This is a genomic window from Sphingomonas sp. 77B (assembly GCF_056497825.1).
Genome location: NZ_JBWMBY010000001.1, coordinates 353,559 through 379,701, shown reverse-complemented (window position 1 = coordinate 379,701; position 26,143 = coordinate 353,559). Strand labels below are relative to the sequence as shown.

At 66.0% G+C, this 26,143-nt stretch carries 28 protein-coding genes; 11 read left to right on the top strand and 17 right to left on the bottom strand.

The window, feature by feature from the left end:
- Positions 1-55: 55 nt before the first annotated feature.
- The 4 genes from purM to AC1GI4_RS01775 are packed head-to-tail and all read left to right on the top strand — an operon-like array spanning position 56 to position 2,637.
- Positions 56-1,189, top strand: a complete 1,134-nt coding sequence (gene purM / locus AC1GI4_RS01790) for a phosphoribosylformylglycinamidine cyclo-ligase (protein ID WP_479628329.1) — start codon at positions 56-58, stop codon at positions 1,187-1,189.
- Positions 1,179-1,757, top strand: coding sequence for a phosphoribosylglycinamide formyltransferase (gene purN / locus AC1GI4_RS01785; RefSeq protein ID WP_479628328.1), 579 nt, complete (start codon positions 1,179-1,181; stop codon positions 1,755-1,757). The genes purM and purN overlap by 11 nt, the downstream gene beginning before the upstream one ends.
- Positions 1,754-2,041, top strand: a complete 288-nt coding sequence (locus tag AC1GI4_RS01780) for an MmcQ/YjbR family DNA-binding protein (protein ID WP_479628327.1) — start codon at positions 1,754-1,756, stop codon at positions 2,039-2,041. The genes purN and AC1GI4_RS01780 overlap by 4 nt, the downstream gene beginning before the upstream one ends.
- A complete protein-coding gene (locus AC1GI4_RS01775) occupies positions 2,038-2,637 on the top strand; it encodes a hypothetical protein (protein WP_479628326.1) in 600 nt (199 codons plus the stop codon). The genes AC1GI4_RS01780 and AC1GI4_RS01775 overlap by 4 nt, the downstream gene beginning before the upstream one ends.
- Here AC1GI4_RS01775 and AC1GI4_RS01770 read toward each other — a convergent pair.
- The 4 genes from AC1GI4_RS01770 to AC1GI4_RS01755 all read right to left on the bottom strand — a co-directional run bounded on the left by AC1GI4_RS01770 (position 2,634) and on the right by AC1GI4_RS01755 (position 5,722).
- Positions 2,634-3,152, bottom strand: coding sequence for a GNAT family N-acetyltransferase (locus AC1GI4_RS01770; protein WP_479628325.1), 519 nt, complete (start codon positions 3,150-3,152; stop codon positions 2,634-2,636). The two genes, AC1GI4_RS01775 and AC1GI4_RS01770, sit on opposite strands and share 4 nt — an antisense overlap.
- Entirely contained in the window at positions 3,152-3,574 is a 423-nt protein-coding gene (gene ndk, locus AC1GI4_RS01765; protein WP_007403624.1) for a nucleoside-diphosphate kinase, read from the bottom strand. The genes AC1GI4_RS01770 and ndk overlap by 1 nt, the downstream gene beginning before the upstream one ends.
- A 224-nt stretch (positions 3,575-3,798) precedes the next feature.
- The gene (locus AC1GI4_RS01760) at positions 3,799-4,239 is read right to left on the bottom strand and encodes a DNA polymerase III subunit chi (RefSeq protein ID WP_479628324.1); all 441 of its coding nucleotides are present in this window, start codon (positions 4,237-4,239) and stop codon (positions 3,799-3,801) included.
- A gap of 16 nt (positions 4,240-4,255) precedes the next feature.
- Complete coding sequence (locus tag AC1GI4_RS01755; RefSeq protein ID WP_479628323.1) at positions 4,256-5,722, bottom strand: leucyl aminopeptidase; 1,467 nt, start codon at positions 5,720-5,722, stop codon at positions 4,256-4,258.
- A gap of 181 nt (positions 5,723-5,903) precedes the next feature.
- Here AC1GI4_RS01755 and AC1GI4_RS01750 point away from each other — a divergent pair, with 181 nt between their 5' ends.
- The 4 genes from AC1GI4_RS01750 to rsmA are packed head-to-tail and all read left to right on the top strand — an operon-like array spanning position 5,904 to position 11,395.
- Positions 5,904-8,132 carry an LPS-assembly protein LptD gene (locus tag AC1GI4_RS01750; RefSeq protein WP_479628322.1) on the top strand — a complete coding sequence of 743 codons (2,229 nt, stop codon included), beginning with the start codon at positions 5,904-5,906 and terminating at the stop codon, positions 8,130-8,132.
- 57 nt (positions 8,133-8,189) lie between these two features.
- Complete coding sequence (locus AC1GI4_RS01745; protein ID WP_433910571.1) at positions 8,190-9,572, top strand: peptidylprolyl isomerase; 1,383 nt, start codon at positions 8,190-8,192, stop codon at positions 9,570-9,572.
- A gap of 1 nt (position 9,573) precedes the next feature.
- On the top strand, positions 9,574-10,569 hold the full coding sequence (pdxA, locus tag AC1GI4_RS01740; protein WP_479628321.1) for a 4-hydroxythreonine-4-phosphate dehydrogenase PdxA: 996 nt from the start codon (positions 9,574-9,576) through the stop codon (positions 10,567-10,569).
- A gap of 1 nt (position 10,570) precedes the next feature.
- Entirely contained in the window at positions 10,571-11,395 is an 825-nt protein-coding gene (gene rsmA / locus AC1GI4_RS01735; RefSeq protein WP_294272287.1) for a 16S rRNA (adenine(1518)-N(6)/adenine(1519)-N(6))-dimethyltransferase RsmA, read from the top strand.
- 135 nt (positions 11,396-11,530) lie between these two features.
- On the opposite strand, the gene AC1GI4_RS01730 is transcribed toward rsmA, so the two are convergent.
- From AC1GI4_RS01730 to guaB, 3 genes are read right to left on the bottom strand one after another with little or no spacing between them, the layout of a single operon-like run.
- Entirely contained in the window at positions 11,531-12,034 is a 504-nt protein-coding gene (locus AC1GI4_RS01730) for a tetratricopeptide repeat protein (protein WP_294272283.1), read from the bottom strand.
- A gap of 32 nt (positions 12,035-12,066) precedes the next feature.
- A complete protein-coding gene (locus AC1GI4_RS01725; protein WP_433910568.1) occupies positions 12,067-13,254 on the bottom strand; it encodes an RsmB/NOP family class I SAM-dependent RNA methyltransferase in 1,188 nt (395 codons plus the stop codon).
- 18 nt (positions 13,255-13,272) lie between these two features.
- Positions 13,273-14,730 carry an IMP dehydrogenase gene (gene guaB, locus AC1GI4_RS01720; protein WP_479628320.1) on the bottom strand — a complete coding sequence of 486 codons (1,458 nt, stop codon included), beginning with the start codon at positions 14,728-14,730 and terminating at the stop codon, positions 13,273-13,275.
- A gap of 125 nt (positions 14,731-14,855) precedes the next feature.
- Here guaB and AC1GI4_RS01715 point away from each other — a divergent pair, with 125 nt between their 5' ends.
- On the top strand, positions 14,856-15,830 hold the full coding sequence (locus tag AC1GI4_RS01715) for an SPFH domain-containing protein (RefSeq protein ID WP_294272609.1): 975 nt from the start codon (positions 14,856-14,858) through the stop codon (positions 15,828-15,830).
- Positions 15,827-16,288: an NfeD family protein gene (locus AC1GI4_RS01710; RefSeq protein ID WP_479628319.1), complete on the top strand. Its 462-nt coding sequence runs from the start codon at positions 15,827-15,829 to the stop codon at positions 16,286-16,288. The genes AC1GI4_RS01715 and AC1GI4_RS01710 overlap by 4 nt, the downstream gene beginning before the upstream one ends.
- Here the strand turns inward: AC1GI4_RS01710 and AC1GI4_RS01705 are convergent.
- The 7 genes from AC1GI4_RS01705 to AC1GI4_RS01675 are packed head-to-tail and all read right to left on the bottom strand — an operon-like array spanning position 16,285 to position 21,360.
- A complete protein-coding gene (locus AC1GI4_RS01705) occupies positions 16,285-17,085 on the bottom strand; it encodes a TrmH family RNA methyltransferase (protein WP_479628318.1) in 801 nt (266 codons plus the stop codon). The genes AC1GI4_RS01710 and AC1GI4_RS01705 overlap by 4 nt on opposite strands.
- On the bottom strand, positions 17,085-17,357 hold the full coding sequence (locus tag AC1GI4_RS01700) for an HPr family phosphocarrier protein (RefSeq protein WP_479628317.1): 273 nt from the start codon (positions 17,355-17,357) through the stop codon (positions 17,085-17,087). Before AC1GI4_RS01700 ends, AC1GI4_RS01705 begins: the two co-directional genes overlap by 1 nt.
- Positions 17,354-17,761 carry a PTS sugar transporter subunit IIA gene (locus tag AC1GI4_RS01695; RefSeq protein ID WP_479630327.1) on the bottom strand — a complete coding sequence of 136 codons (408 nt, stop codon included), beginning with the start codon at positions 17,759-17,761 and terminating at the stop codon, positions 17,354-17,356. Before AC1GI4_RS01695 ends, AC1GI4_RS01700 begins: the two co-directional genes overlap by 4 nt.
- Before the next feature lie 18 nt (positions 17,762-17,779).
- Positions 17,780-18,691, bottom strand: coding sequence for an RNase adapter RapZ (gene rapZ / locus AC1GI4_RS01690; protein ID WP_294271396.1), 912 nt, complete (start codon positions 18,689-18,691; stop codon positions 17,780-17,782).
- Entirely contained in the window at positions 18,691-19,122 is a 432-nt protein-coding gene (locus tag AC1GI4_RS01685) for an HPr kinase/phosphorylase (RefSeq protein ID WP_294271398.1), read from the bottom strand. The genes rapZ and AC1GI4_RS01685 overlap by 1 nt, the downstream gene beginning before the upstream one ends.
- Entirely contained in the window at positions 19,119-20,684 is a 1,566-nt protein-coding gene (locus tag AC1GI4_RS01680; protein ID WP_479628316.1) for a sensor histidine kinase, read from the bottom strand. Before AC1GI4_RS01680 ends, AC1GI4_RS01685 begins: the two co-directional genes overlap by 4 nt.
- Positions 20,653-21,360 carry a response regulator transcription factor gene (locus AC1GI4_RS01675; protein WP_058744233.1) on the bottom strand — a complete coding sequence of 236 codons (708 nt, stop codon included), beginning with the start codon at positions 21,358-21,360 and terminating at the stop codon, positions 20,653-20,655. Before AC1GI4_RS01675 ends, AC1GI4_RS01680 begins: the two co-directional genes overlap by 32 nt.
- 222 nt (positions 21,361-21,582) lie before the next feature.
- Here AC1GI4_RS01675 and AC1GI4_RS01670 point away from each other — a divergent pair, with 222 nt between their 5' ends.
- Positions 21,583-23,190 (top strand): phosphoenolpyruvate carboxykinase, encoded by a 1,608-nt coding sequence (locus tag AC1GI4_RS01670; protein WP_479628315.1) that lies wholly within the window; start codon positions 21,583-21,585, stop codon positions 23,188-23,190.
- 187 nt (positions 23,191-23,377) lie between these two features.
- Here AC1GI4_RS01670 and AC1GI4_RS01665 read toward each other — a convergent pair whose 3' ends face one another.
- The 3 genes from AC1GI4_RS01665 to recR all read right to left on the bottom strand — a co-directional run bounded on the left by AC1GI4_RS01665 (position 23,378) and on the right by recR (position 26,094).
- A complete protein-coding gene (locus AC1GI4_RS01665) occupies positions 23,378-24,838 on the bottom strand; it encodes a DNA recombination protein RmuC (RefSeq protein ID WP_479628314.1) in 1,461 nt (486 codons plus the stop codon).
- 92 nt (positions 24,839-24,930) lie between these two features.
- Positions 24,931-25,452, bottom strand: coding sequence for a peptide deformylase (gene def / locus AC1GI4_RS01660; protein WP_479628313.1), 522 nt, complete (start codon positions 25,450-25,452; stop codon positions 24,931-24,933).
- Positions 25,453-25,497: 45 nt separating this feature from the next.
- Entirely contained in the window at positions 25,498-26,094 is a 597-nt protein-coding gene (gene recR, locus AC1GI4_RS01655) for a recombination mediator RecR (protein ID WP_058744229.1), read from the bottom strand.
- Between the last annotated feature and the right edge of the window lie 49 nt (positions 26,095-26,143).

The following is a 26,143-nucleotide window of genomic DNA, read 5'->3' as shown; positions in this document are numbered from 1 at the left end:
GCCTTTTGGCGAAGCAGACGTGGAAATCCAAGCGCGATATAGCTAACGGGCAAACATGACCGACAACAGCACGCCGTCCGCCAGCCCCTCGCCCGCCGAAAAGGGCGCGTCTTACACCTATGCCGATGCTGGCGTTTCGATCGCCGCCGGTAACGCGCTGGTCCGCGCGATCGGCCCGCTCGCCAAGGCGACGCGACGGCCGGGCGCGGATGCCGACCTGGGCGGCTTCGGCGGTTTCTTCGACTTGAAGGCCGCCGGTTTCACCGATCCGCTTCTGGTCGCGGCCAATGACGGCGTCGGCACCAAGCTGAAGCTTGCGATCGAGCATGACCGCCATGACGGCGTGGGCATCGACCTCGTCGCCATGTGCGCCAACGACCTCGTGGTGCAGGGCGCCGAGCCGCTGTTTTTCCTCGATTACTATGCGACCGCCAAGCTGGAAGGCGATGTACCGGAACGCGTGATCGCCTCGATCGCCGAAGGATGCCGCATCGCCGGATGCGCGCTGATCGGCGGCGAAACGGCCGAGATGCCGGGCATGTATGCGCCGGGCGACTATGATCTCGCGGGCTTCTGCGTCGGCGCGGTCGAGCGCGATCAGGTCCTGACCGGCGCGACCATCGGCGACGGCGACGTGATCCTGGGTCTGGCCTCCTCCGGTGTCCATTCCAACGGCTTCTCGCTGGTTCGCCGCCTGGCCGCCGACAAGGGCTGGAAGCTCGACCGCCCGGCGCTGTTCGATCAGGACGTGCTGCTGATCGAGGCGCTGATGGCCCCGACTCGGATTTATGTCCGCTCGCTGCTCCCCTCGCTCAAGGCGGGGACAATCAAGGGCCTTGCGCATATCACCGGCGGCGGCCTGCTCGAAAATATTCCGCGCGTGCTTCCCAAGGGCGCGCATGCGGTGGTCGATGCGGAGGGCTGGGAGCAGTCGCGCCTGATGGCCTTCCTGCAGGCGCAGGGCGGGATCGAGCCCGAGGAAATGGCGCGGACCTTCAACTGCGGCATCGGCATGGCAGTCATCGTCGCGGCCGACCAGGCGGACGCCGTGGCCGAAACCCTGCGCACCGCTGGCGAGACGGTCGTCACCATCGGCCGTGTCGAAGCGGGCGAGCGTGGCTGCACCGTCAAGGGTTCGGCTGGCACCTGGAGCGCCAGGGCGGACTGGACCGCGACCCATGTCGGCTGACACGCCGGTCAAGGTCGGCATCCTGATTTCCGGCCGGGGCTCCAACATGCAGTCGCTGGTGTCGGCGTCGCGGGAAGCGGGCGCGGCCTATCAGGTCGCGCTCGTCGCCTCTGATAAGCCGGACGCCGCTGGACTGGCCTGGGCGCAGGAACAGGGAATTGCGACCTTTGCCCTGTCGCCCAAGGGCATCGGCAAGCCCGCTTATGAAGCGGCGATCGATCAGGCGCTGCGCGATGCGGGCGTTCAGGTGATCGCGCTGGCGGGCTATATGCGGCTGCTGTCGGGTGATTTCGTCTCGCGTTGGCAGGGTCGTATCGTCAATATCCACCCCTCACTGCTGCCGCTTTACAAGGGGCTCGACACGCATCAGCGCGCCATTGCCGCGGGCGATGCCAAGGCGGGCTGTTCGGTCCATGTCGTGACCGAGGAACTGGATGACGGCGAAGTGCTGGGTCAGGCCGAGGTCCCGATCCTGCCTGGCGACGACGCGGCGGCACTTGCGGCGCGCGTGCTCGTTGAGGAGCATGGTTTGTACCCGCAAATACTCACGGAGTTCGTGCGTCGATGACCGATTTCCTGACCCGTATCCGCGACATCGCCATGCTGCTGCCCGGTACGGCCGAGCAGGCTGGCGACGGCGAAACACGCTTCCTGGTCGAGGGCGCCCCCTTCCTGCGGGTGAGCGGCACCGCATCGACGATCCATCTGTGCGTTGCCGATGAAGGACGCGAACCACATTGGAGCGAAGTCGCGCTGGGTGCGGACAGCGACTGGACGCTGGTCGAGGACCGGATCGCACGCAGCTGGGAACTGGTCGCCCCGACCGAATTGCTGGAGGCGGGCGGGCGATGAGCGAACCGGCGGGGAACGAGGCCGCCGAACGCGCCAAGTCACGGCGAAGGCTGCTGACGCTGGCGGAGTTCGTGGCGGTGGCCGGGCTGATGGTCGCGGCGCTGACGCTGTACCTAAACTGGTCGCAGCGGCGCAGCGACGCCCAGGACAAGGCCGCTACCGCGAGCGCCCAGCGGCAGGAGCGCGCCCGTTTGGACCTGACCGGAACGGTCGATGGCGACGGCCGCCGCCTGCTGCTGCGCGATCCGAACCATGATCTGCAGGATGTCTCGATCGACTTCCCCAAGGCGTCGGGCATCGGGCGCCAAGCCCCGGTCGGCGATCCAGCCATCGAAGCCGAGCCGATCGCCGGGCCGATCCTGGCCCTGACCGACGGCAAGGCGGATATGCGGGAAGGACGCCTGCCCGCGCTCATCACGGTTCGGTACTGGGACGGCGATACGTCACGTACCGTGACCGGCCTCTACGACATCATCTGGAGCACCCATGGCCGCCTGCTTCGCGGACGTACGCTGCGGCTGGAGGGATTGCGGCTGCGCGACCGGAACGGCACCACCGCCAAGCTCGACGCGGCTTGGGCGGCCCGGCGGGGTTAAAGGTCTCGAGCGTAAACGACATCGTCAAAGACGGTGTCGCCGACCCGGAACTGCCGGGTCCCTGCCAGGGCAAAGCCTTCCCGCTCGTAAAAACTGCGGGCGCGTTCGTTGATGCCGAGCACGCCCAGCAACATACGCCGGCGGCCCATGGCGCGCGCGTCATCGATCGCCTTGGCCATCAGCCTGTGCCCCAGGCCGGTGCCGTTCGTCAGGGACAGGGTATAAATGCGGCGAAGCTCGATATCCCGCGCATCCGTCTCAATCGGCAGATCGGGAGGCGTGAGCAACGTATAGCCGACCGGCGCCGCGCCGTCGGGATGCTCCGCCAGAGTCGCCACGCAGGCCGGATCGCTGATCCAGGCGTCGAACTTGGCGGGCGAGCTATTCAGTGCGCAGTGGCGCACCATGTCGGGACCGGCGATGGTCCCGGCAAACGTCTCGAGGAAAGTGGCGGCCGCGACGAGCGACAGCGCGGGCGCATCGCCCGGCCCGGCCCGTCGCAGCCGCCATTCCATCAGCCGACGATTTCTTCCGGCTTGAAGAAGTACGCGATCTCGATCTCGGCATTCTCGTCCGAGTCCGAACCGTGGACCGTGTTGGCTTCGATCGACTCGGCCAGTTCCTTGCGGATCGTGCCCGGCTCGGCATTCGCCGGGTTGGTCGCGCCCATGATGTCGCGGTTACGCTGCATCGCGTTCTCGCCCTCGAGCACCTGCACGACGACCGGACCCGAGATCATGAACTCGACCAGATCGTTGAAGAAGGGACGCTCCTTGTGGACCGCATAGAAGCCTTCGGCCTGCTCGCGGGTCATTTGAATGCGCTTCGAGGCGACGACGCGCAGGCCGGCTTCCTCCAGCATCTTGGTGACGGCGCCGGTCAGGTTGCGGCGGGTTGCGTCGGGCTTGATGATCGAAAAGGTACGGTTCGCGGCCATGATGGTCACGCAGCTCCTGAATAAGTGAGTGGCTGGAAGTGGCGCCGCCCTAGTCGGGGCGGGGGTGCAATGCAATGTCTTATGGTGAAGCGGCGCTCCCTGCTCCTTTCCCCCCCTGCAAGGGGGGGGGACCAGCGAAGCTGGTGGAGGGGTGTCCCCGCTGATGGTGACACCCCTCCGTCAGTCCTGCGGACTGCCACCTCCCCTTGCAGGGGAGGAATGCATCAAGCCGCCTGTTCCCAGCGCCCCTGGTCGTTCTGTTTCCAGTATCGGCGCTCGACGCCATCCCGGTCGGCCAGCCCCTTCCAGGCGGCGCGTGCCTCGCCGATACGGTCGCCGTCGAAGAAGTGAAACGCCCGGTCGAACGCCAACGCCTCGTCGCGCCAGACCCCGTCCGCCAGCGCGACATGCCGCGCGCCGTTGGCCGGCTGAACGTCGCCCGCGATCAGCACGGGCTGGGCGGTGTCATCGCCTTCACCCGCCTGGGCATGGGGCAGGAAGCCGTCCGCCGGGATCATCCACAGCTGCCGGTCGAGCGCGGCTCGCTGGTCGGCATCGCCGCTAACGATCAGCAAGCGCCCGCCCCCCGTCATCACCCGTTCGGCGATGACGGGCAGCAGACGGTCGAGCGGCGCGATCGTCAGATGATAGAAATCGACCTGCATCGCGCCGCCCTGCCCCTTATGCGTCGAACTGATCCGCGACGAACTGGTCGAGCAGGCGCACGCCGTAGCCGGTCGCGCCCTTATCGTGGTTGACGCCCGGCTTGTCCGACCAGACCATGCCCGCGATATCGAGGTGCGCCCAGGCGACACCTTCGTTGATGTAACGCTTCAGGAACTGCGCCGCCGTGATCGAACCCGCACCGCGCGGGCCGACATTCTTCATGTCGGCGATCTGGCTGTCGATCAGCTTGTCATAGGCATCGGCCAAGGGGAAGCGCCAGAGCTTCTCGCCCGTCGCGGTGCCCGCCGCCAGCAGCGATTCGGCCAGCGTGTCGTCATTGGCGAACAGGCCGCCATGTTCGCTGCCCAGGCTGATAATCATCGCCCCGGTCAGCGTGGCGAGATCGACGATGGTCGAGGGTGAATGGGTCTTCTGAACCCAGGTCAGCGCGTCGCACAGGACCAGACGACCTTCCGCGTCGGTGTTGATGACTTCGATCGTCTGACCCGACATCGAAGTGACGACGTCGCCGGGGCGCTGTGCATTGCCGTCCGGCATGTTCTCAACCAGACCCATGACGCCGACGACGTTGGCCTTGGCCTTGCGCGCCGCGATCGCCTTCATGGCACCGGCAACCGCACCGGCGCCGCCCATGTCCCACTTCATGTCTTCCATGCCCGCTGCGGGCTTGATCGAAATGCCGCCGGTGTCGAAGGTCACGCCCTTGCCGACTAGCGCCAGCGTCTCGGCATCCGCCGCGCCGCCGTTCCACTTCAGAACCAGCAGGCGCCCTTCGCGCACCGAACCCTGGCTGACGCCGAGCAGCGCGCCCATACCCAGGTCGCGCATCTGAGCTTCGTCGAGCACCGTGACTTCCAGGCCGAGCCCCTCGACATCGGCAAGCACACGCTCGACAAAGGTCTCCGGATAGAGCTTGTTGGGCGGCTCCGAGACGAGCGTGCGGGTCAGCTCCAGCCCGCCATTCACCGCATGGACGCGCGCATAGGCGGATTCCGCATCGGCCCCTGCATCGACGATCGCGATCTTGGTCAGCGTCGGCTTGGAGGTTTCGGGCAGCTTGGTGCGATAGACGTCATGACGCCAGCCGCGCTGGACCGCCGCACCGGCAAAGCTCGCGACCGCCTCGGCGGCGGGCTTGGTCGACAGGCCGGTCAGATCGACCGAGGCCGAGGTAGCGTTGGTCAGCAGCTTGGCGGTCAGCGCCCCACCGGCCTTGCGCCAGTCCGCTTCCTTGCCTTCGCCGACACCCAGCAGCAGGACGCGACGGGCCGTGCCGCCGACCGTGGCGAACAGCTCGACGATCGAACCGGCCTCTCCCTTGAAGCGGGCGGCGTCGACCGCCGCCTTGGCGAGTGCGGCCGCACCCTCCCCTTCGATCCGGCCGGTATCGACCGCATCCTTCTGGAAGGGAAGGACGAGCACGTCATCGGCTTCGACGGTGGAGGTAAAGGCGATCTGCATGGAAACCCTCTGCTGAACTGGTAACAGTTGCTATCATCTAGGGTGTTGGACCGTCGTGGCAAGCGCGCGATTGCAGCAAGCCGCAGGTGATGCGATAGGCAGGCCTTTCAAGGCGTCGCCCTGCCGGGGGAGGCTGCATCATCATGTCGGCAAGGACGGACCAGGTATCATCGTGCGCAGAATGACGCTTCTGACCGGCAGCGCCCTGCCCTTCGCCCTGTTCATGGCCGTGCCTGCCGCCGCGCAGGACCTTCAGGATCGCCCCGTCGCGCCTCCGCCCAGTGAAGGTGCGGCCCCGACCGATCCCAATCAGGTGCGTTTCAGCGCCGATCAGCTGGAATATGATATCAACGCCGATATCGTGACCGCGACCGGCGAGGTGCGGATGTTCCGCGAGGGCGAAAGGCTGCGGGCCGACAAGGTGACCTGGAACCGCAAGACGGGCAAGGTTCTGGCGACCGGCAACATCGCGATCACCAATCCGCAGGGCGACATCGCCTATGGCGATCAGATCGAATTGACCGATTCGCTGAAGGACGGCGTGGTCAACGATATGCTGGTCGTGCTGGAACAGGGCGGACGGCTCGCCGCCGTGAAGGGCATGCGGGAGGCGGATGGGACGATCAATCTCGATCGTGCCGCCTATACGCCGTGCGCGGTCGAGACGTCCGAGGGCTGCCCGAAGGAGCCCTCCTGGAAGATCACCGCCGTCCGCGTCACCTATCGCCCCGACCGGGAGCGCGTCTATTTCACCGGCGCCAAGCTCAACCTGTTCGGCCTGCCGACCATTCCGCTCCCGCGCCTGTCCGCGCCGGTCGGGCCCGGCGGCGATAGTGGTTTCCTGACGCCCGATATCCGGCTCGACCGGGTGAACGGGGTCGAGGTCGCCGTACCCTATTATTGGCGCCTGGCCCCCAATAAGGGCCTGACCGTCACGCCGCACGTCTTCACCGCCGTGCTGCCAATGATGGAAGCGCAATATGAGGAGCTGAACACGCTCGGCGCGTTCCGCATCACCGGATACGGCACCGCCAGCCGCCGCAGCGACGACCTCAACACGCTGAACCCAACCGATACCAGCCAGGCGTTTCGCGGCTATCTGGATGCGGTCGGCCGCTATCAGCTGTCGCCAGAATGGAGCCTCTCCGGCTCGATGCGGATCACCACCGACCGCACCTTCCTGCGTCGCTACGACATTTCGCGCGACGACCGGCTGCGGACGACCGCCAGCCTGGAGCATATCGACGCCAACAGCTATTTCTCGCTGACCGGCTGGTATGTCGAGACGCTGCGCGTCAACGATCCGCAGGGGCAGCAGCCGATCGCGCTGCCGGAACTCGATTATCGTCGCCGGTTCGACGACGGGCTGCTCGGCGGCAAGTTCGAGATGCAGCTGAACACGCTGGCGATCAGTCGCACGGCGGGACAGGACACGCAGCGCGCCTTCGCCAGCCTGCGCTGGGATCTGCGTCGCCTGACCAACTGGGGTCAGGAAGTGACCTTTACCGCCTATGGCCGTGCCGACGCCTATAACGCGAACAACATCGCGACCACGCCGCTGGTGTATCAGGGCCTGGCCGGTTTCCAGGGACGCGGGATCGGTGCGTTGGCGGTCGACGTGAAATGGCCGTTCGTCGGCGAACTCTGGGGCGGCAGCCAGCGGTTCACGCCGCGCGTACAGATCGTCGCCAGCCCCAAGATCCGCAACATCGAAATCCCCAATGAGGATGCCCGCTCGGTCGATCTGGAGGATTCCAACCTCTTCGCGCTGAACCGCTTCCCCGGTTACGACCGATTCGAGGATTCGACGCGTATCACCTATGGTGCGCAATGGGCGCTGACCTTGCCGGGCTTCACCTTCGACACGCTCGTGGGGCAGAGTTTCCGCCTGAACGATCGGCCGACGATCCTCTATCCCGGCACCGGCCTGTCCGATCGCTGGTCGGATATCGTCGGGCGCAGCGAGTTGCGCTTCCGCGATTTCGTCTCGCTGACCCATCGCTTCCGACTGGACAAGGACAGCTTCGCGGTGCGTCGGAACGAGATCGATGCGACGGTCGGTTCGCGCACCACCTATGCCCAGATCGGCTATCTGCGCCTGAAGCGTAACATCTTCACCTCGATCGAGGATTTGCAGGACCGCGAGGAAGTGCGGTTGGCGGGCCGCGTCCAATTCGCGCGCTTCTGGTCCGCATTCGGATCGACCGTCATCGATCTGACCGACCGATCGGAGGACGCCTTGTCACTGTCGAACGGGTTCGATCCGATTCGGCACCGGCTTGGCGTGCAATATGAAGACGACTGCCTCCGGCTCGGCTTCACCTGGCGGCGCGACTATGTGAACACCGGCGACGCGCGGGCGGGCAACAGCTTCCTGTTGACTCTGGCGTTCACCAATCTCGGTCGCTAAGCCGGTATTCAGCATGGTCGACCCATATCGCGACGGTTACGCGCCCCATCAGGCGCGATGAGGATCACAGACACGGTGAAGCACGACATTCGTACCAAGGGCCGCGGCATCCGCGCGGGCGCAACGCTGATGCTGGTCGCAGTCGCGACCGGCGCGCTGGCGCAGACCGTTCCGGATCAGGCCGTGCCGGACACGGGCGGGCTGAATATCCCGTCCAACATGCAGCTGTTCGGCAAGCTGGACCCCAATGTCCGCAAGCCGACCGCCATCGTCAACGACACGGTGCTGACCCAGACCGACATCGATCAGCGCATGGCGCTGGCCATGGCGCTGAACAACGTCACCAACCTGTCGGCCGAGGATCGCGACCGTCTGCGCATGCAGATCCTGCGTCAGCTGATCGACGAGACGTTGCAGATCCAGGAGGCGAAGACCGCCGAGGTCACCGTCACGCCGGACGAGATCAACCAGGCCTATGCCCGCTTCTCCAAGCAGTTCGGCAAGACGCCCGCCGAGATGAACACCTTCCTGCGGCAGGTCGGCTCGTCCGAAAAGTCGATGCGTCGCCAGATCGAGGGCGAAATCGCCTGGAGCCGCTATCTGCGCAAGCGGGTTGAGCCCTTCGTCAATGTCGGCGACGAGGAAGTGAACGCGATCCGCGCTCGTCTGGAAGCCGCCAAGGGCACTGAGGAATATAATCTCAAGGAGATTTTCCTCTCGGCGAACGAGGCGACCGGGCAGCAGGTATTCAACAACGCCCGCCAGATCATCGGCGAAATCCAGAAAGGCCAGCAGCCCTTCGAATATTTCGCCCGCAGCTTCTCAGAGGCCTCGACCCGCGCGGTGAACGGCGATCTGGGCTGGGTGCGTGCCGCGCAGCTGCCGCCCGAGCTTCAAGCCGCCGTGGGCCAGATGCAGGTCGGCCAGGTTGCCGGGCCGATCCAGATTCCGGGTGGCTTCTCGATCCTGTACCTGACCGACAAGCGCCAGGTACTGACCGCCGATCCGCGCGACTCGCGGCTATCGCTCAAGCAGCTGACGGTGAAGTTCCCGGCGGGCACGACGCAGGCGCAGGCCAGCACCCGTGCCGCGGAGTTCGCCAAACAGATCCAGACCATTCGCGGCTGCGGCGACGTACAGCGTGTTGCCACGGCGATGAAGGCCGATGTCGTCGACAACGATCAGGTGACGATCCGCCAGCTGCCCGCCCCGCTGCAGGAAATCCTGCTGAAGCTGCAGATCGGTCAGGCGACCCCGCCCTTCGGCTCGCCCGAACAGGGCGTCCGCTCGCTGGTGCTGTGCGACCGCGAGGAACCGCGTTCGGGCAATCTGCCGACCAACGACCAGATTCAGAACCAGGTCGAACAGCAGCGGGTCAACCTGCGCGCCAACCAGAAGATGCGCGACCTTCGTCGCGATGCGGTCATCGAATATCGTTAAGATGATCCGGCCGCTCGCGATCTCGATGGGCGACCCGGCCGGGATCGGGCCGGAGATCATCGCCAAGGCCTGGGCCGCTCGCCATGAGGCGGGGCTTCCGCCCTTCCTCGCGGTGGGCGACTCCCGTGCGATCGCGCGGGTGTGGAATGGGCCGACCGTCCGCGTATCGGATATGGCGGCGGCCGTGGCGTCGTTCGACGAGGCGCTGCCGATCCTGTCGGTCGATGATGCGGGCGAAATCCGCCCCGGCCAGCCCGATGTCGAGGGCGCGCGGTGCGCGCTCCACGCACTGGAGCTGGCCGTCGGGCTCGTCCGATCGGATGCTGCAAGCGCGCTCGTGACGGGGCCGGTCAGCAAGGCCCAGCTCTACGATATCGGCTTCACCCATCCCGGCCAGACTGAGTTCGTGGCGGAACGCTGCGGCGTGGCGGGCGAGAATGCAGTGATGATGCTGGCGGGGCCGTCCCTACGGGTCGTGCCGATCACCACCCATGTCCCGCTGGCGGCCGTGTCGAGCCTGCTTTCGGTCGAGCTGATCGTCGCCAAGGGCCGAGCCACTGCGCGCGGTCTGTGCAAGAATTTCGGCATCCGCGAACCCCGGCTCGTCTTTGCCGGGCTGAACCCCCATGCAGGCGAAAGCGGCGCGATCGGACGGGAAGAGATCGACTTTATCGAGCCCGCTATCGCGCAACTTCGTGCCGAAGGGATCGACGCGTCTGGTCCTTTCGCAGCCGACACGCTGTTCCACCCGCGCGCGCGTGCCCGCTATGACGCGGCGCTGTGCTGCTATCACGACCAGGCGCTCGTGCCGATCAAGACGCTGCATTTCGATGAGGGCGTGAACATCACATTGGGCTTGCCCATCGTGCGGACCTCTCCCGATCACGGCACCGCCTTCGGTCTGGCGGGGCAGGATTGCGCACATCCGGGCGCGATGATCGCGGCCATCGCGATGGCGGGCGATGCCGCGCGGCGCCGTGCCGAAGCCGTCGCCTGACATGGATCCCGTCACGCCGCTTCCGCCGTTGCGCGATGTCATTGCGCGCCACGGCCTGTCCGCCGCCAAGTCGCTCGGGCAGAATTTCCTGTTCGACGGCCAGCTGCTGGCACGCATCGCCGCCATCCCCGGCGATCTGACCGATCAAGAAGTTTTGGAAATCGGCCCCGGCCCCGGCGGCCTGACCCGTGCCCTTCTGATGGCGGGGGCGCGCGTGACCGCGATTGAGCGCGACCGGCGCTGTATCCCGGCACTCGCCGAACTGGCCGAAGCCTTTCCCGGCCGATTGAAGGTCATCGAGGGTGACGCCCTGCGCATCAACGCGCCCGAGCTGTTCGATACCAAGCCGCACATCGTCTCCAACCTGCCCTATAATGTCGGCACGCCGCTGCTTGTCGGCTGGCTGTCCGGCGCCTGGTTGCCCTGGTGGCAATCCTGCACGCTGATGTTCCAGAAGGAAGTGGCGGAACGGATCGTCGCGGCGCCCGATCAGTCCTCCTATGGACGCCTGGCCGTGCTGACCCAGTGGCGCAGCGAATCGCGGATCGCGATGCCGGTCCATCGCTCAGCCTTCACCCCGCCGCCAAAGGTCATGTCGGCGGTCGTCCACATCACGCCCAAGCCCGCCCCCGAAGGGGTCAGCTTCCGGACGCTGGAGCGCCTGACGGCCGCCGCGTTCGGCCAGCGTCGCAAGATGCTGCGCCAGAGCCTGAAGCCGGTGGCTGGCGCAGTCGAGGCGATGGAAGCGATCGGCATCGATCCCGCCCGTCGGGCCGAAACGCTGTCGGTGGACGAGTTCGTCGCGCTCGCCCGCGCATTGGGGTGATTAATCCTTCCCGGCACGGGGAGGGGGACCATGCGAAGCATGGTGGAGGGGGCTTTCCCCATGCGGGAGTCCTGTTTGGAAGCCCCCCTCCGTCAGGCCTTACGGCCTGCCACCTCCCCATACCGGGGAGGAGCTTTACGGCTTCGCTGCCGCCTTGCTGTCGACCTGCGCCGTCGTCACCGTCGCGGGTGGCCCCTTGGCGATCTGCGCCGCCAGTGCGGTCGCATCGGCGCAGTCGCTTTTGCAGAGCGTCTTGATCTTGGCCAGATTGTCCTTGGCACGGGCCACCGCCCCACGCTGGACCAGCGCCTCGCCCTGACCACGCAACGCGCGGGTGTCATTGGGGTCTAGCAACAGCGCCTCACGGTACAGGCGGATCGCCTTGCCCGGCAGGCCCCGCGCGTCGGCCACTTCGGCGAGCAGGATAAAGGCCGCCCGGTTGCGTGGGTCGACCGCGACCGAGGTTTCCAGGACGTCCGTTGCGCCGTCGAGATTACCGGCGGCCTTCAGCCCCCGCGCCTGTTCCAGCAACTGCATCGAGCGGGCATCGATCTGGCTGTCCGGACGCTGGCCGCTGAGCGAAGTGGAAAGCGAAACCACCGCCAGTGCGGCGGCGGCGGCCAGGGACGACAAACGCATGAGATACTCCGGACGTGGCACTGGGGCCGATGCTAGCATGGCGCCCGGAGGCAGGCGACAAAAAAGCCGTCGGTGCCGTGGGTCGCCGGATCGAGTCGGCGGCCCGAGCCGTGTGGCGTAGCGATCGCCGGCCCGCTTGGCTCGACCGACCAACCCGAATGCCGTGACAGGAAAGCTGCCACCTGCTCCGCCCCTTCCGCATCAAGCAGCGAACAGACGATATAGACCAGCCGACCGCCGGGTTTGACCAACCTCGCCCCGATCTCCAGCACCTGCACCTGCATCGCGGTCAGCCGGGTCAGCCGCTCCGGGGTCAGACGCCAGCGCGCCTCGGGATTGCGTCGCCAGGTGCCGGTGCCCGAACACGGCGCGTCGATGAGGACTCCGTCCGCCTTCGCTGCCCAGTCGGAAAGCATTTCGGTTTCCTGACCGGGATTGAGCAACCGGCTCTCGATGATCGTAGCACCGGCCCGCTCCGCGCGCGGGGCAAGACGTTGCAGCCGCGCCCGATCGATATCGCAAGCAAGCAGCGCGCCCTGATTTTCCATCGCCGCCGCAAGCTGAAGCGTCTTGCCGCCTGCCCCGGCGCAGAGATCGACCAGCCATTCGCCGGGTTTGGCCGCCAGGGCGTCGCCGACCAGTTGGCTGCCCTCATCCTGCACCTCGACCAGTCCCGCGCGGTACAGCTCGGACTGCTCGACCGGCGTGCCGTTGGGCAGGCGTATGCCCAATGGTGCGTGGGGCGCGGGATCGGCGTTCGGCCACTGCTCCAACACCGCTGCCCGCGTCGTCGCAAGGCTGTTGATCCGGACATCGAGCGGTGCGCGCTCGACCAGTGCCGACTGCTGGGCCGTGTCCAACCCCGAGGCGGTCAGCGCCTCGGCCAGCCACGCCGGCGCAACGCCTGCCTCGGCGCGCGGTTCGTCGGTGGCGATCGGCGCCGGACCATGGGCCGATCCGTCGAAGGTCGCCGCGATGGCCGGGTCTTGGTCCGCCACGGCCAGCATCGCCGCCCGCCCGGACGAGGGGACCGGCCCCGCATGCCGGATGGCAGCGTAGACCAGCTCCCGCACCGCGCGCCGGTCCTTGGACCCGGCGTAACGGCGCGTGGCGAAATAGCGGGCGATCAGCGTGTCAGCCGCCGCACCGGCACTGGCGGCCGCGGCGACGATCTGGTCCAGCAACTCGATCGCCGCCTGCGTGCGGGCACCGGGGGTCACGCGAAGCGCTCCACCAGCTTAGCGAGTCGGGTAATTGGGAGCCTCCCGCGTGATCGTCACGTCGTGGACATGGCTTTCCTTCAGCCCCGCGCCGGTGATCTGGACGAACTGCGCCCGCTCGCGCAGCGCCTCGAGCGTGGCCGAGCCGGTATAGCCCATCGCAGCCTTGATGCCGCCGACCAGCTGGTGGATGACGTCGCGCGCCGGGCCCTTGTAGGCGACCTGACCCTCGATACCCTCGGGCACCAGCTTCATTTGATCCTTGATGTCGCCCTGGAAATAGCGATCCGCCGAACCGCGTCCCATCGCGCCGACCGAGCCCATGCCGCGATACGATTTATAGGCGCGCCCCTGATACAGGAAGGTTTCGCCCGGGGCTTCCTCGGTTCCCGCGAGCAGCGAGCCGACCATGCAGGCACCCGCCCCCGCCGCCAGCGCTTTGGCGAGGTCGCCCGACGTGCGCAGGCCACCATCGGCGATGACCGGCACGCCCGACTTCCAGCCTTCCTCGGCGCAGTCCATGACGGCGGTCAGCTGCGGCACGCCCACGCCCGCGACCACGCGGGTGGTGCAGATCGAGCCCGGCCCGATACCGACCTTCACCGCATCCGCCCCCGCATCGATCAGCGCACGGGTGGCAGCGGCGGTCGCGACGTTGCCCGCGATCACCTGCACCGTATCGGACAGCTTCTTCGCCGCCTCGACCGCGCGCGCGACGTCGCGGTTATGGCCGTGCGCGGTGTCGATGATGACGCAGTCGACTTCGGCCTCGATCAAGGCGCGCGTGCGCTCGAAGCCCTTTTCACCAACGGTCGAAGCAGCCGCGACACGCAGGCGACCCGAGCCATCCTTGGTGGCCGACGGATAGGTGACGGCCTTCTCGATGTCCTTGACCGTGATGAGGCCGACGCAACGATAGCTGTCGTCGACGACCAGCAGCTTCTCGATCCGACGGGCATGGAGCAGACGACGCGCCTCGTCCTGGCCGACGCCGACCTTCACGGTCGCCAGATCCTCATGGGTCATCAGCTCGGAAACGGGCTGCTGCGGGTTCTCGGCGAAGCGCACGTCGCGGTTGGTCAGGATGCCGACCAGGCGACCGTCGAACTCGACGACGGGAATGCCGCTGATCCGGTGGCGCGCCATCAGCGCCTGCGCCTCGGCCAGCGTGGCGGTGGGCGAGATGGTGATCGGATTGACGACCATGCCGCTCTCGAACCGCTTGACCTGGCGCACGGCCGCGACCTGCTGCTCGACGGTCAGGTTGCGGTGGAGCACGCCCATGCCGCCCAGCTGCGCCATGACGATCGCCATGTCGGCCTCGGTCACGGTGTCCATCGCCGCCGACAGGACGGGAATGTTGAGCGCGATCGAGCGGGTCAGCTGCGTCCGCGTGTCTGCGGTGCTCGGCAGAACGTCGGACTCCTGGGGCACGAGGAGCACGTCGTCGAAGGTGAGGCCGAGGCGGATATCCATGGGGCTGCCAAATCCTGCGGAGGGAACAAGTGGCGGGCCATGTAACCAAAGCAAGCCGTTCCCGCTAGGCCCTTGGTGCATCGCCATGCTAGAACACCGGCGGATCGATTTGGGGGAAGCCATCCATGGGCCTGATTATCGCCGCGCTAGCCGTCCTGCTGGTGCTGATGTATCTGATGATGTCGATCAAGATCGTCCGTCAGGGCTATCAATATACGATCGAGCATTTCGGCCGCTACACCGGCACGGCCATCCCCGGTTTCAACTTCTACCCCGCCTTTTTCTATCGTGTCGGCCGCAAGGTGAACATGATGGAGCAGGTGATCGACATTCCAGGGCAGGAGATCATCACCAAGGACAATGCGATGATCTCGACCGACGGGGTCGTCTTCTTTCAGGTGCTGGATGCGCCCAAGGCGGCCTATGAGGTGTCGGACCTCTATGTCGCGTTGCTGAACCTCGTGACGACCAATTTGCGTACCGTCATGGGCTCGATGGATCTCGACGAAACCCTGTCCAAGCGCGACGAGATCAACGCCCGCCTGCTCAACGTGGTCGATCACGCGACGACGCCCTGGGGTGTGAAGATCACCCGTGTCGAGATCAAGGACATCCGCCCGCCGGTCGATATCGTCAACGCCATGGCCCGCCAGATGAAGGCGGAGCGCGAGAAGCGCGCCAATATCCTGGAGGCCGAAGGTTCGCGCGCGTCCGAAATCCTGCGCGCCGAGGGGCAGAAGCAGGCCCGTATCCTGGAAGCCGAAGGCCGCCGCGAGTCGGCCTATCGCGACTCCGAAGCCCGTGAGCGCGCGGCCGAGGCGGAGGCCAAGGCAACCCGCGTCGTGTCCGAGGCCATCGAGTCGGGCGGCACGCAGGCGATCAACTATTTCATCGCGCAGAAATATGTCGAAGCGGTCGGCAAGTTCGCGACCAGCCCCAATGCCAAGACGATCCTGTTCCCGGTTGAGGCGACCCAGTTGATCGGCACGCTGGGCGGCATCGGTGAGCTGGCCAAGGAAGCACTGTCACCGCAGAAGGGCGAGCCCACCACCCCGCGCGTCACCACCAAGCCGGGGCCGTTCGACCAGTCGTCGTCGTGACGATCGGCGACCTCGACCCCGCCGCGCTTTGGCTGGCGGCGGCATTGGCGCTCGGCATCGCCGAGTTGCTGGTGCCCGGCGTCTTCCTGATCTTCCTCGCGATCGCCGCGGGTGTGACCGCGCTCACGACATGGGCGCTGCCGGACCTGCCCATCGGACTGCAACTGGCCGATTTCGCGGTCTGGAGCGTGGTGTGCGTGATGATCGGGCGGCGATGGTATCGCGACTTTCCGGTCGAGAGCGACGCTCCTGTCCTTAACGAACCCGCCAAGCGGCTGCGCGGCCAGATCGTTACCGTCACCACCCCGATCATCGGGGGCGAAGGCCGCGCCCGGCTGGGCGATGGCGAGTGGCCGGTGCGCGGGCCTGATGCGGAGGGTGGAACACGCCTGCGCGTCGCGCATGTCGATGGCGGGACGCTGTTGGTCGAGCCGATCGCACCCGACGCGGCCCTTTAGCCGCGCTGCTGCGCCAACACCTCATAGGCCATGACGGCCGTCGCCACCGCCGCGTTCAGGCTGTCCGCCTTGCCCAGCATCGGGATCTTGACCAGCGTATCGCAGGCCGCCGCATATTCGGCGGGCATGCCTTGCGCCTCGTTGCCGGTCAGCAGGAAGGTCGGCGCGGCATAGCGGGCGGCGCGATAGTCCGAATCGGTATCGAGGCTGAGCCCGACCAGCTGGCCGGGCCCCTGCCGCAGCCAGTCGAGGAAGGGCTGCCACTCGGTTCGGACGATCGGCACCGTGAACAGTGCACCCATGCTCGCGCGCACCGCCTCGACCGAGAAGGGATCGACACATTCGCCGACCAGGATCAGCCCCCCTGCCCCGACCGCGTCGGCGGTGCGCAGGATGGTGCCCAGATTGCCCGGATCGCGAAGACGCTCGGCGACCAGCCAGATGCCGGAGGTGCTGCGATCGAGTTCATCGAGCGTGACGCCCAGTTCCTCGAACACGCCGACCACGGCCTGCGGATTGTCCTTGCCCGACAGCTTCGAAAGAATGTCGGGTGTCGTCTCGATCGCCTCGCCTTCGAACGCCTCGACCGCCGCGATCAGGTCGCGGACCAGCGGATGGCCCGCCGAGGGCTTGGCATAGAATAGCAGGGTCGGCAGCCGTCCCGTCTCACGCGCTTCGGTCAGGATGCGCAGCCCCTCGGCCAGGAACTGGCGCGACTGCTTGCGATGGCGCTTGTCGCGCAGATCGCGGGCCCACTTGATGAGCGGGTTGGAATAAGCGGTAATTTCGCGGGGCATCAGTCTTCGCCGAACTTCGCTTCCACCAGCGCGACCAGGGCCTCGACGGTCTCACCCGCACCGTCACCGGCGGCGCTGATCGTGATCGTATCACCCATCGCGGCACCCAGCATCATCAGGCCCATGATCGAGGTGCCCGTTACCGTGCTGCCGTCCTTGGCGACCCGCACCTCGCAAGGCTGGGTCGAAGCGAGCGTCACGAACTTGGCACTGGCGCGCGCATGCAGGCCACGGCGGTTGGTGATGAGGACGGTGCGCGCCTGCTCCGTCATGCCGCGGCCTCGCCCAGCACTTCGGACGCGACCGAAATATATTTCCGTCCCGCCTCTCGCGCGGCGGCGACGGCGTCCACGACCTGCATCGACTTGCGCGCCGAGCCCAGGCGGATCAGCATCGGCAGGTTCATACCCGCGATCACCTCGACCCGTCCACGCTCCATCAGCGAGATGGCAAGATTGGAAGGCGTGCCGCCGAACAGGTCGGTCAGCACGATGACACCGCGCCCGGCATCGACCGTGGCGATGGCGCAAGCGATGTCGGCACGCCGCTCCTCCATGTCATCCTCAGGTCCGATCGCGATGGTCGCGATCCGCTCCTGCGGGCCGACCACATGTATCATCGCGGTCACGAACTCATCGGCGAGCCGCCCGTGCGTCACCAGAACCAGACCGATCATGTCAGACACGCATATCCATCATTGTTTGGCCGGCCTGGCTTCAAGTGAGTCTTTTGGCACGGCACCCAAATCACGATGTACCACCGTGGGGGAAAAACCGCTCTGGCGCAACCGTCCCGCGATCCGTTCGGCGACATGGACCGACCGATGTCTCCCGCCGGTACAGCCGATCGCGATGGTGATATAGGATTTCCCGCTGGCGATATAGCGAGGAACCAGCGTCTCGAGCAGCGTCTCGATCTGGCTCACCGCCGTCTCATAGGCCGGGTCGTGCCGGATATAGTCGATGACACCCTTGTCGAGCCCGGTGCCGGGGCGCAACTCGGCCGACCAGTGTGGATTGCGCAGGAAGCGCATGTCGAAGACGAGGTCGGCGTTACGCGGCAACCCCTTGGAAAAGCCGAAGGACATGACGGTCAGCACCGGCTCGCTCAGACCATCGACCGCATAATTGGCACGCAACCAATGGCCCAGATCGTTGCTGGTCATGTTGGTCGTGTCGAGCAGCCGATCCGCCATGTCCCGAACCGGCGCCAGCAACGCGCGTTCATGCGCGATGCCGTCATCAGCGGCCCGGTCCATCGCCAGGGGATGGCGATGGCGCGTTTCGGCATAGCGCCGCTTCAGCTCCGCCCCGCCGCAGTTCAGGAACAGCGTCTCGATGGCGAGATTGGGGCTCTCGTTCAGCCGCCGGATGCTCTGGGTGATCTGGTCCGGGGCAAAGTCGCGGGTGCGGACGCCGATGCTGATCGCCAGTGGCCGGTTCTTGCCCTCCATGCCCTTGGGTGGGGCAGCTTCCAGCAAGCCGTTCAGCAGGAATAGCGGCAGGTTGTCGACAACCTCCCAGCCCAAATCCTCCAGCGTCTTCAACGCCGTCGACGTCCCGGCTCCCGACATGCCGGTCACCAGCAATATGCGTTTTCGGTCCATCACGGGCATTCCTTAAGGCGCGACGCCAGCAGTTCGACCTTGATCGGGGCCGATGCCGGACGGGGGTTGAGCCTATAGATAGGAAGTGTGACGCCTGCGATCACCGTTTGATGCGGTTCAGGCAGGCGTTCCTCGACATCCGGATCGGCGGCAAGGTCGACGACCAGGCGGACGATCGCCTCCGACCGATGCGGAAAAGGCAGGATACCCACACCGCGAACTTCGATCAGACCCGCGATCCGTTCCGGCACCGCGACATGCAGGGTGTCGTCGATCGGCCGCGCTTCGACATAATCGTCCGCGATCAAGACGGCGCCCCGGTCGATCAGCCGAAGCGCCAGATCGGACTTACCCGCCCCGGAGGCCCCACGCAGCATCACGCCGACATCGCCGATCAGGACACAGGTGGCATGGATGAGTTCGCCGGTCATGCGATCGCTGCCAGTGGCAGGCGGACGACGAAGCGCGCCCCGCTCATCCGGTCCTCGCGCGACTCGACATGGATGCGCCCCTGATGCGCCTCGACAATGGTGCGGGCGATAGCCAGACCCAGCCCCGAATGGCGGCCGAAATTCTCCGAACTCGGCCGGATCGAATGGAAACGCCGGAAGATCGCCTCGCGCGCTTCTTCCGGTACACCCGGCCCCTCATCCTCGACCCGTATCACCCAATCATAAGGTTCGCACGCCAGGCTGATGGCGACGACCGCCTCGTCGGGGGAGAAGGACAGCGCGTTATCGATCAAATTCTCAAACACACGCTCCAGCCGCGCACCTTCGCCGGACACCATCGACGGGCCCGGCTCGGTCGAATCGAAACGGAGGCGGATGCCCCGCTCGACCCCGCGAGCCTCCCTTTGGGCGATCAGCCCGCTGAGAAGCATATTGAGATCGACCGGGTCGAACTTCGCGCGGCTCAACTGCGCATCCAGGCGCGATGCATCCGAGATATCGGTGATGAGCCGGTCGAGGCGCCGCACATCGTCCCGGACGATCGCCAGCAATTGCGCCTGCAGGTCCGGGTCATGAACCGTCTCCAGCGTATCGACGGCGGAACGAAGCGAGGCGAGCGGGTTTTTCAATTCGTGCGTCACGTCTGCGGCGAACGCCTCGGTCGCGTCGATCCTGGCCCGGAGTGCCAGGCTCATGTCGGACAGCGCACGGGCCAGCATCCCCAGTTCGTCTCGACGATCGGGAAGGCGCGGCACCACCACTTCCCGCGCGCGTCCCAGCCGGACCCGCACCGCCGCTCGCGCCAGGCGTCGCAACGGGCGCACGATGGTCCGCGCCAGAAACAGCGACAAGAGCACCGAAATCAGCGCGACGAGCGCCAGCAGCACGCTCAGTCGGAATCGTTCGATACGCACCGTCTCGGTGATGAAGCGCGCATTTTCCGTGGCCATGATCGCCCCGCCACTGGGCAGCGGCGCAGCGGCGGTAATGACCGGCGTGCGATCCGGGGCACGCCAGACCGAGGCGGAAACCCGCCCGTCGCGGGCCGCGCGGACATCGGGCCATTCGGCACCTCCCCGGCGCTCCCGATAAAGCGGCGGACGGGCGGCACCGACGACGGTGTCGATCCCGGCATCCAGGAAGCGGGCGATCGCCTGCCCCCAGTCCTGCTTGTCGGGATCGCGCAGCACGACGTTGCGGACACCGAGGTCGCGGCTGTCGGCCACGCCCCGCCCCTGGGCATCGAACAACCGGATGCGGGCACCCGTATCACGCGCCAGCCGTACGACCAGCGGGTCCCGCTCCTCGCTTCGTACCGAGGTCAGTGCCTCCCCCATCAGCCGCACCTCCCGCAGAGACTGCGCGACGCGATTGTCGAGCAGCCGCGTGCGGTAGGAATCAAGATAGAAGAACCCACCCGCCAGCAGCAGCAGCGCAAAGATGTTGAGCGCCAGAATCCGCTGGGTCAGCGAAATCTGGCCCGACCAGCGCAACGCCAGGTCGGGGGCTTCACTCCTCGGAGAATCGGTAACCGGCGCCATAGAGCGTCTCGATGGCGTCGAACTCGGGGTCTACCTGACGAAATTTGCGGCGCAGGCGCTTGATATGGCTGTCGATCGTGCGGTCATCGACATAGATATCGTCTTGATAGGCCGCGTCCATCAACTGGTTGCGTGTGCGCACGATGCCCGGCCGCTGCGCCAGCGTCTCCAGGATCAGGAACTCCGTGACGGTCAGCGTGACCGCCTCACCCTTCCACGTCACACGGTGCCGCGCCGGGTCCATGGCAAGCTGCCCACGGGTCAGCGGGCCCTGCACATCGGCGGCGGGCGCACCCTGCGGCGTGCCGACATATTCCGACCGCCGAAGTATCGCACGGATACGGGCGATCAGCAGGCGTTGCGAGAAGGGCTTGGCAATGTAATCGTCCGCGCCCATCGCCAGACCCAGCGCCTCGTCCAGCTCGTCATCCTTGCTGGTCAGGAAGATGACCGGGATCTGGCTCTTCTCGCGCAGGCGACGCAGCAGCTCCAATCCGTCCATGCGCGGCATCTTGATGTCGAAGATCGCCAGGTCGGGCGGATTGTCGATCAGCGCCTTCAGCGCCGCCTCGCCATCCGCATAGACGCGCGTGACGAAGCCTTCTGCCTGGAGTGCGATTGATACCGAGGTGAGGATGTTCCGGTCGTCATCGACCAGCGCGATCGTCGCCGTCATGCGACCGCCACCTGACCCCAGCCACGCGGAAAATCATGCGAAGGAACCGCCATACCCCTCGGTTAGGCCAAAGTGAGACACGGCTCAACCATCTTCGCCAAACAGCGTGTTTGACGTGTTAAACAAAACGCGTATGGAGCGATCCAACGCATACGTATTCGCGTGCGGTGAAACAGCGGCGGGCCATCGGGACTCGCCGCCTTGGGGAACGAGGAAGCTCTTATGAACGAACGGATTCCGGAGATCGGTCTGCAGGCCCAGGGGATCGAGACCCGCGCCACCCTGCATTGGAACCTCGTCACCGCACGGCTGATCGAAACCGCCGTCGCGCGCGGCGAAGGCAAGCTGTCGGCCGATGGTCCGTTGGTCGTCGAGACGGGCGAGCACACCGGCCGTTCGGCGCAGGACAAGTTCATGGTCCGCGATAACGAAACCCGCGACACCGTCTGGTGGGGCAAGACCAACAAGCCGATGAGCCCGGACGACTTCGCCGCGCTCAAGGCCGATTTCTTCGCCGCTCTCGGCCAGAAGGAAGACCTGTTCGTCCAAGACCTTTACGGCGGATCCCAGCCCGAACACCGCGTCCGCGTCCGCGTCGTGACCGAGCTGGCGTGGCACAATCTGTTCATCCGCACGATGCTCGTCCGCCCCGAGGAGCATGAACTGCGCAAGTTCGCCGCTGAATACACGATCATCGACCTGCCCAGCTTCCGCGCCGACCCGGCGCGTCACGGCTGCCGCTCCTCCACCGTGATCGCGGTCAACATGACCGAGAAGCTGATCCTGATCGGCGGCACGCGCTATGCGGGTGAGATGAAGAAGTCGGTCTTCGGCCTGCTCAACTATCTGCTGCCGACGACCGGCGTCATGCCGATGCACTGCTCGGCGAACATGGGGGCGGACGGATCGACAGCCGTGTTCTTCGGCCTGTCGGGCACCGGCAAGACGACGCTGTCGGCTGATGCCAGCCGCACGTTGATCGGCGATGACGAGCATGGCTGGTCAGACACGGCGGTCTTTAATTTCGAAGGCGGCTGCTACGCCAAGATGATCCGCCTGTCGGCCGATGCCGAACCGGAAATCTTTGCGACGACGAAGCGCTTCGGCACCGTGCTGGAGAATGTCGTCATGGACCCTGTCACGCGCCAGCTCGACCTGCATGACAACAGTCTGGCCGAGAACAGCCGGGGCGCCTATCCCATCGACTTCATCCCCAATGCGTCGAAGGATAATATGGGGGGCGTCCCCCGCAACATCGTGATGCTGACGGCGGACGCCTATGGTATCCTGCCCCCGATCGCCAAGCTGACGCCCGAACAGGCGATGTATCATTTCCTGTCGGGCTATACGGCCCGCGTGGCGGGTACCGAGATCGGCGTGACCGAGCCGGATGCGACCTTCTCGACCTGCTTCGGCGCGCCGTTCATGCCGCGTCACCCTTCGATCTATGGCAATTTGCTGAAGGAGCGGATCGCCAAGGGCGGCGTCGACTGCTGGCTGGTCAATACCGGCTGGACCGGCGGCAAATATGGCGTCGGCAACCGTATGCCGATCAAGGCGACCCGGGCTCTGCTCAACGCCGCGCTGGACGGCAGCCTGAACCAGGTCGAGTTCCGCACCGACCCGAATTTCGGCTTCCAGGTTCCGGTTTCGGTGCCGGGCGTCGATGCGGCGATCCTGACCCCGCGCGACACTTGGGCGGACAAGGCGGCCTATGATGCGACAGCAACCAAGCTCGTCGATCTGTTCAACGAGAACTTCAAGCAGTTCGCCGACCATGTCGACGAAGGCGTCCGGGCCGCCGCGCCGAAGGTCACGATCGCGGCTTGATGATATGGGGGGCGCAGCGACACGCGCCTCCCCACTTCCTGCCCTGCAACGGGAGGAGGACCATGCGCAGCATGATGGAGGGGTGTACCGCTCTTGATAGCGCAACACCCCTCCGTCAGGCTTTCGGCCTGCTTAAAGGGTAGGAACAAAGTCGACCTCAGCGGTGCCGGACCACGAGAAACCACCCCTATTCCGCGTTAGCGTTGGCCTCTGCTACATCCACAACCGGCATCAACTTCGTCAACGGGCGCACCGCCTGTTCGCCGATCGGCGGTGAATCGATGCTCTTGCCGCCCGTGTCGATGTTGAGCGCCTCGAAACGCCGGGCACTGGTAAGCACCTGGCTCTCCAGGCTGCCGACAAAGGCGTTATAGGCCGTCATCGCGGTATCAAGGTTCTTGCCCAGCTTCGACACATGCCCCCCCATCACCGCAAGGCGTGCATAGAGTTCCTTACCCAGCATCCCGATCTGCCGCGCTTCCTGCGCCAGCTTTTCCTGCCGCCAGACCGCCGCGACCGTCCGCGCGATCGCGATCAGGTTCGTCGGGGTCGCGAGGAGGACGCGCTTGTCGAACGCGAAATCCCAAAGCGTCGGGTCATTCTCCAGCGCTGCCGACAGGAAATGCTCGCCGGGCACGAACATGATGACATAGTCGGGCGCGTCGTCGAACTGGTTCCAATAGCTCTTGTTGCCCAGGCCATTGACGTGGGCGCGCATCGCAGCGGCGTGACGCGCCAGACCCAGCTGCCGCTCGGATTCATCGACCGCGCCGAAGGCATCCTGATAATCGTTGAGCGACACCTTGGCGTCGATCACCAGCGCCTTGCCGCCCGGCACGCGCACGATCGCGTCGGGACGCAGGCGACCGCCCTCGCCGTCATCGACGCTGACTTCGGTCTGGAAATCGGCATGTTCGGACAGGCCGCAACTCTCCAGCACGTTGCGAAGCTGCTGCTCGCCCCAGCGGCCGCGCGCCTTGGGCGCATTGCGAAGCGCGTTGACCAGCTTGGCAGCCTCGCCCGAGACGCGTTCCTGTCCGATGCGCATCGCCTCGATCTGGCCTTTTAGCTCACCAAAGGCATCGCGGCGCTCGTCCTCGACCTTGCGGACCCCTTCCTCGTAGCGCTGGAGGCGCTGGTGGACCGGGTCGAGCAACGCCTTGAGCGTCTGGCCGGAGGCTTCCTCTGACTGGCGGAAGCGCGCCTCCGCGCGTTCGAGGAACTGGCGCTGGGCGACTTCGAGCGCGCGGGCGGCGGCTTCGCCGAACTGCGCATTGATCTGCTCGCGGGCCTGCCCCAGTGCCTCCAGCGTCTGGGCATAGGCCGTCTCACGCTCCTGGGCGCGTGCCCGCAGCTCGGCCAGTTCGCGGTGCGCCGCATTGCGTTCAGCCTCGACGGCATCGCGTGCCGCGCGAATGACATCGAGGTCGGCGGCGCGTCCGCGCAATTCGGCCAGGGCCTGAAGCGCTTCGCTCCGCTCACGTTCGGCGGCGTCTCGCGCGGCGCGCAGCGCTTCGACCTCTACGGCGCGCGCCTTCGCGCTCGCCAGTTCGGCCGCCATGCCATCAGCCTTTCGCCGCGCAACCATCCAGCCGACCACGCCCCCCAACAGAAGGGCGAGCAGCGCGACGGCGATCAATTCGGGCATTTGGGCAACCTGTCAAACAATGGGACAGGTTGGAACATAGAACGAACGAAGCCGGTCGAACAAGGCCATTCGACCGGCCGCGACAGGAAAGGTCAGCCCTTGCGCATCTTGTTCAGCTTGCGCATCAGCATGTCACGCTTCAACCGGCTGACATGATCGATGAACAGCACGCCGTTCAGATGATCGATCTCATGCTGCATACAGGTCGCGAGCAAGCCATCGAGTTCGGCGTCATGCGCCTCGCCCTTTTCGTCCAGCCACTTCACGCGGCAGGTCGCTGGCCGCTTCACCTCGGCATATTGCTCGGGGATCGAAAGGCAGCCCTCGTTATAGGTCGACAGTTCGTCGCTGACCGACAGGACTTCGGGGTTGATATAGGCCTTCGGGTTCTTGACCGGCTTGCCTTCCTCATCCTCTTCCTCCTGAAGGTCGATGACGAGAATGCGCTGGTCGACGCCGACCTGGATCGCGGCCAGGCCGATACCGTGCGCATCGTACATCGTCTCGATCATGTCGGAGACGAGCTGGCGGACATTGTCGTCCACCGTCTCGACGGGCTTGGAGACGAGACGCAGGCGGGGGTCGGGAATTTCGACGATCGGAAGAATGGCCATGGCGTTTTCGCTACGGTCAGCAGCGAAAACCGTCAAGACAGCGGATCAGACCACTGGACGCCTTGCGCGCAGCGCCTGGGCCAGCGTGCCTTCGTCGAGATAGTCCAACTCGCCCCCGACCGGCAGGCCATGGGCGAGCTGGGTTACGCGTACCGGAAACCGCTCGATCCGCTCGGCGATATAATGGGCGGTGGTCTGCCCCTCCAGCGTTGCGTTCATGGCGAGGACGACCTCGTCGACGCCGCCGCCCTCGATCCGGCGGACCAGCGCGTCGATGGTCAGGTCCTCGGGCCGCACCCCCTCCAGCGCCGAGAGCCGCCCGCCCAGCACATGGAAGCGCCCCGGAAACAATCGCGACCGCTCCAGGGCCCAGAGGTCGGCAACCTCCTCCACGACGCACAACGCGCCCGCATCCCGCCGCGGATCGGCGCAGATGGCGCAAGGGTTGGCTGTATCGATGTTGCCACAGGTAGAGCAGGTCTCCAGCCGCTCCTCGACGGCCCCCAGCGCGGTGAGCAACGGCACCAGCGCCGCCTCGCGCTTCTTGAGCAGGTGCAGGACCGCGCGGCGCGCCGAACGGGGGCCAAGGCCAGGAATACGCGCCAGCGCCTGGGTCAGCGCCTCAATCTCGGGGGATGCCATATATGAACAGATAGGGGGTTGCGCGGCGTCCCGCCAGCGCAGAGAGGCG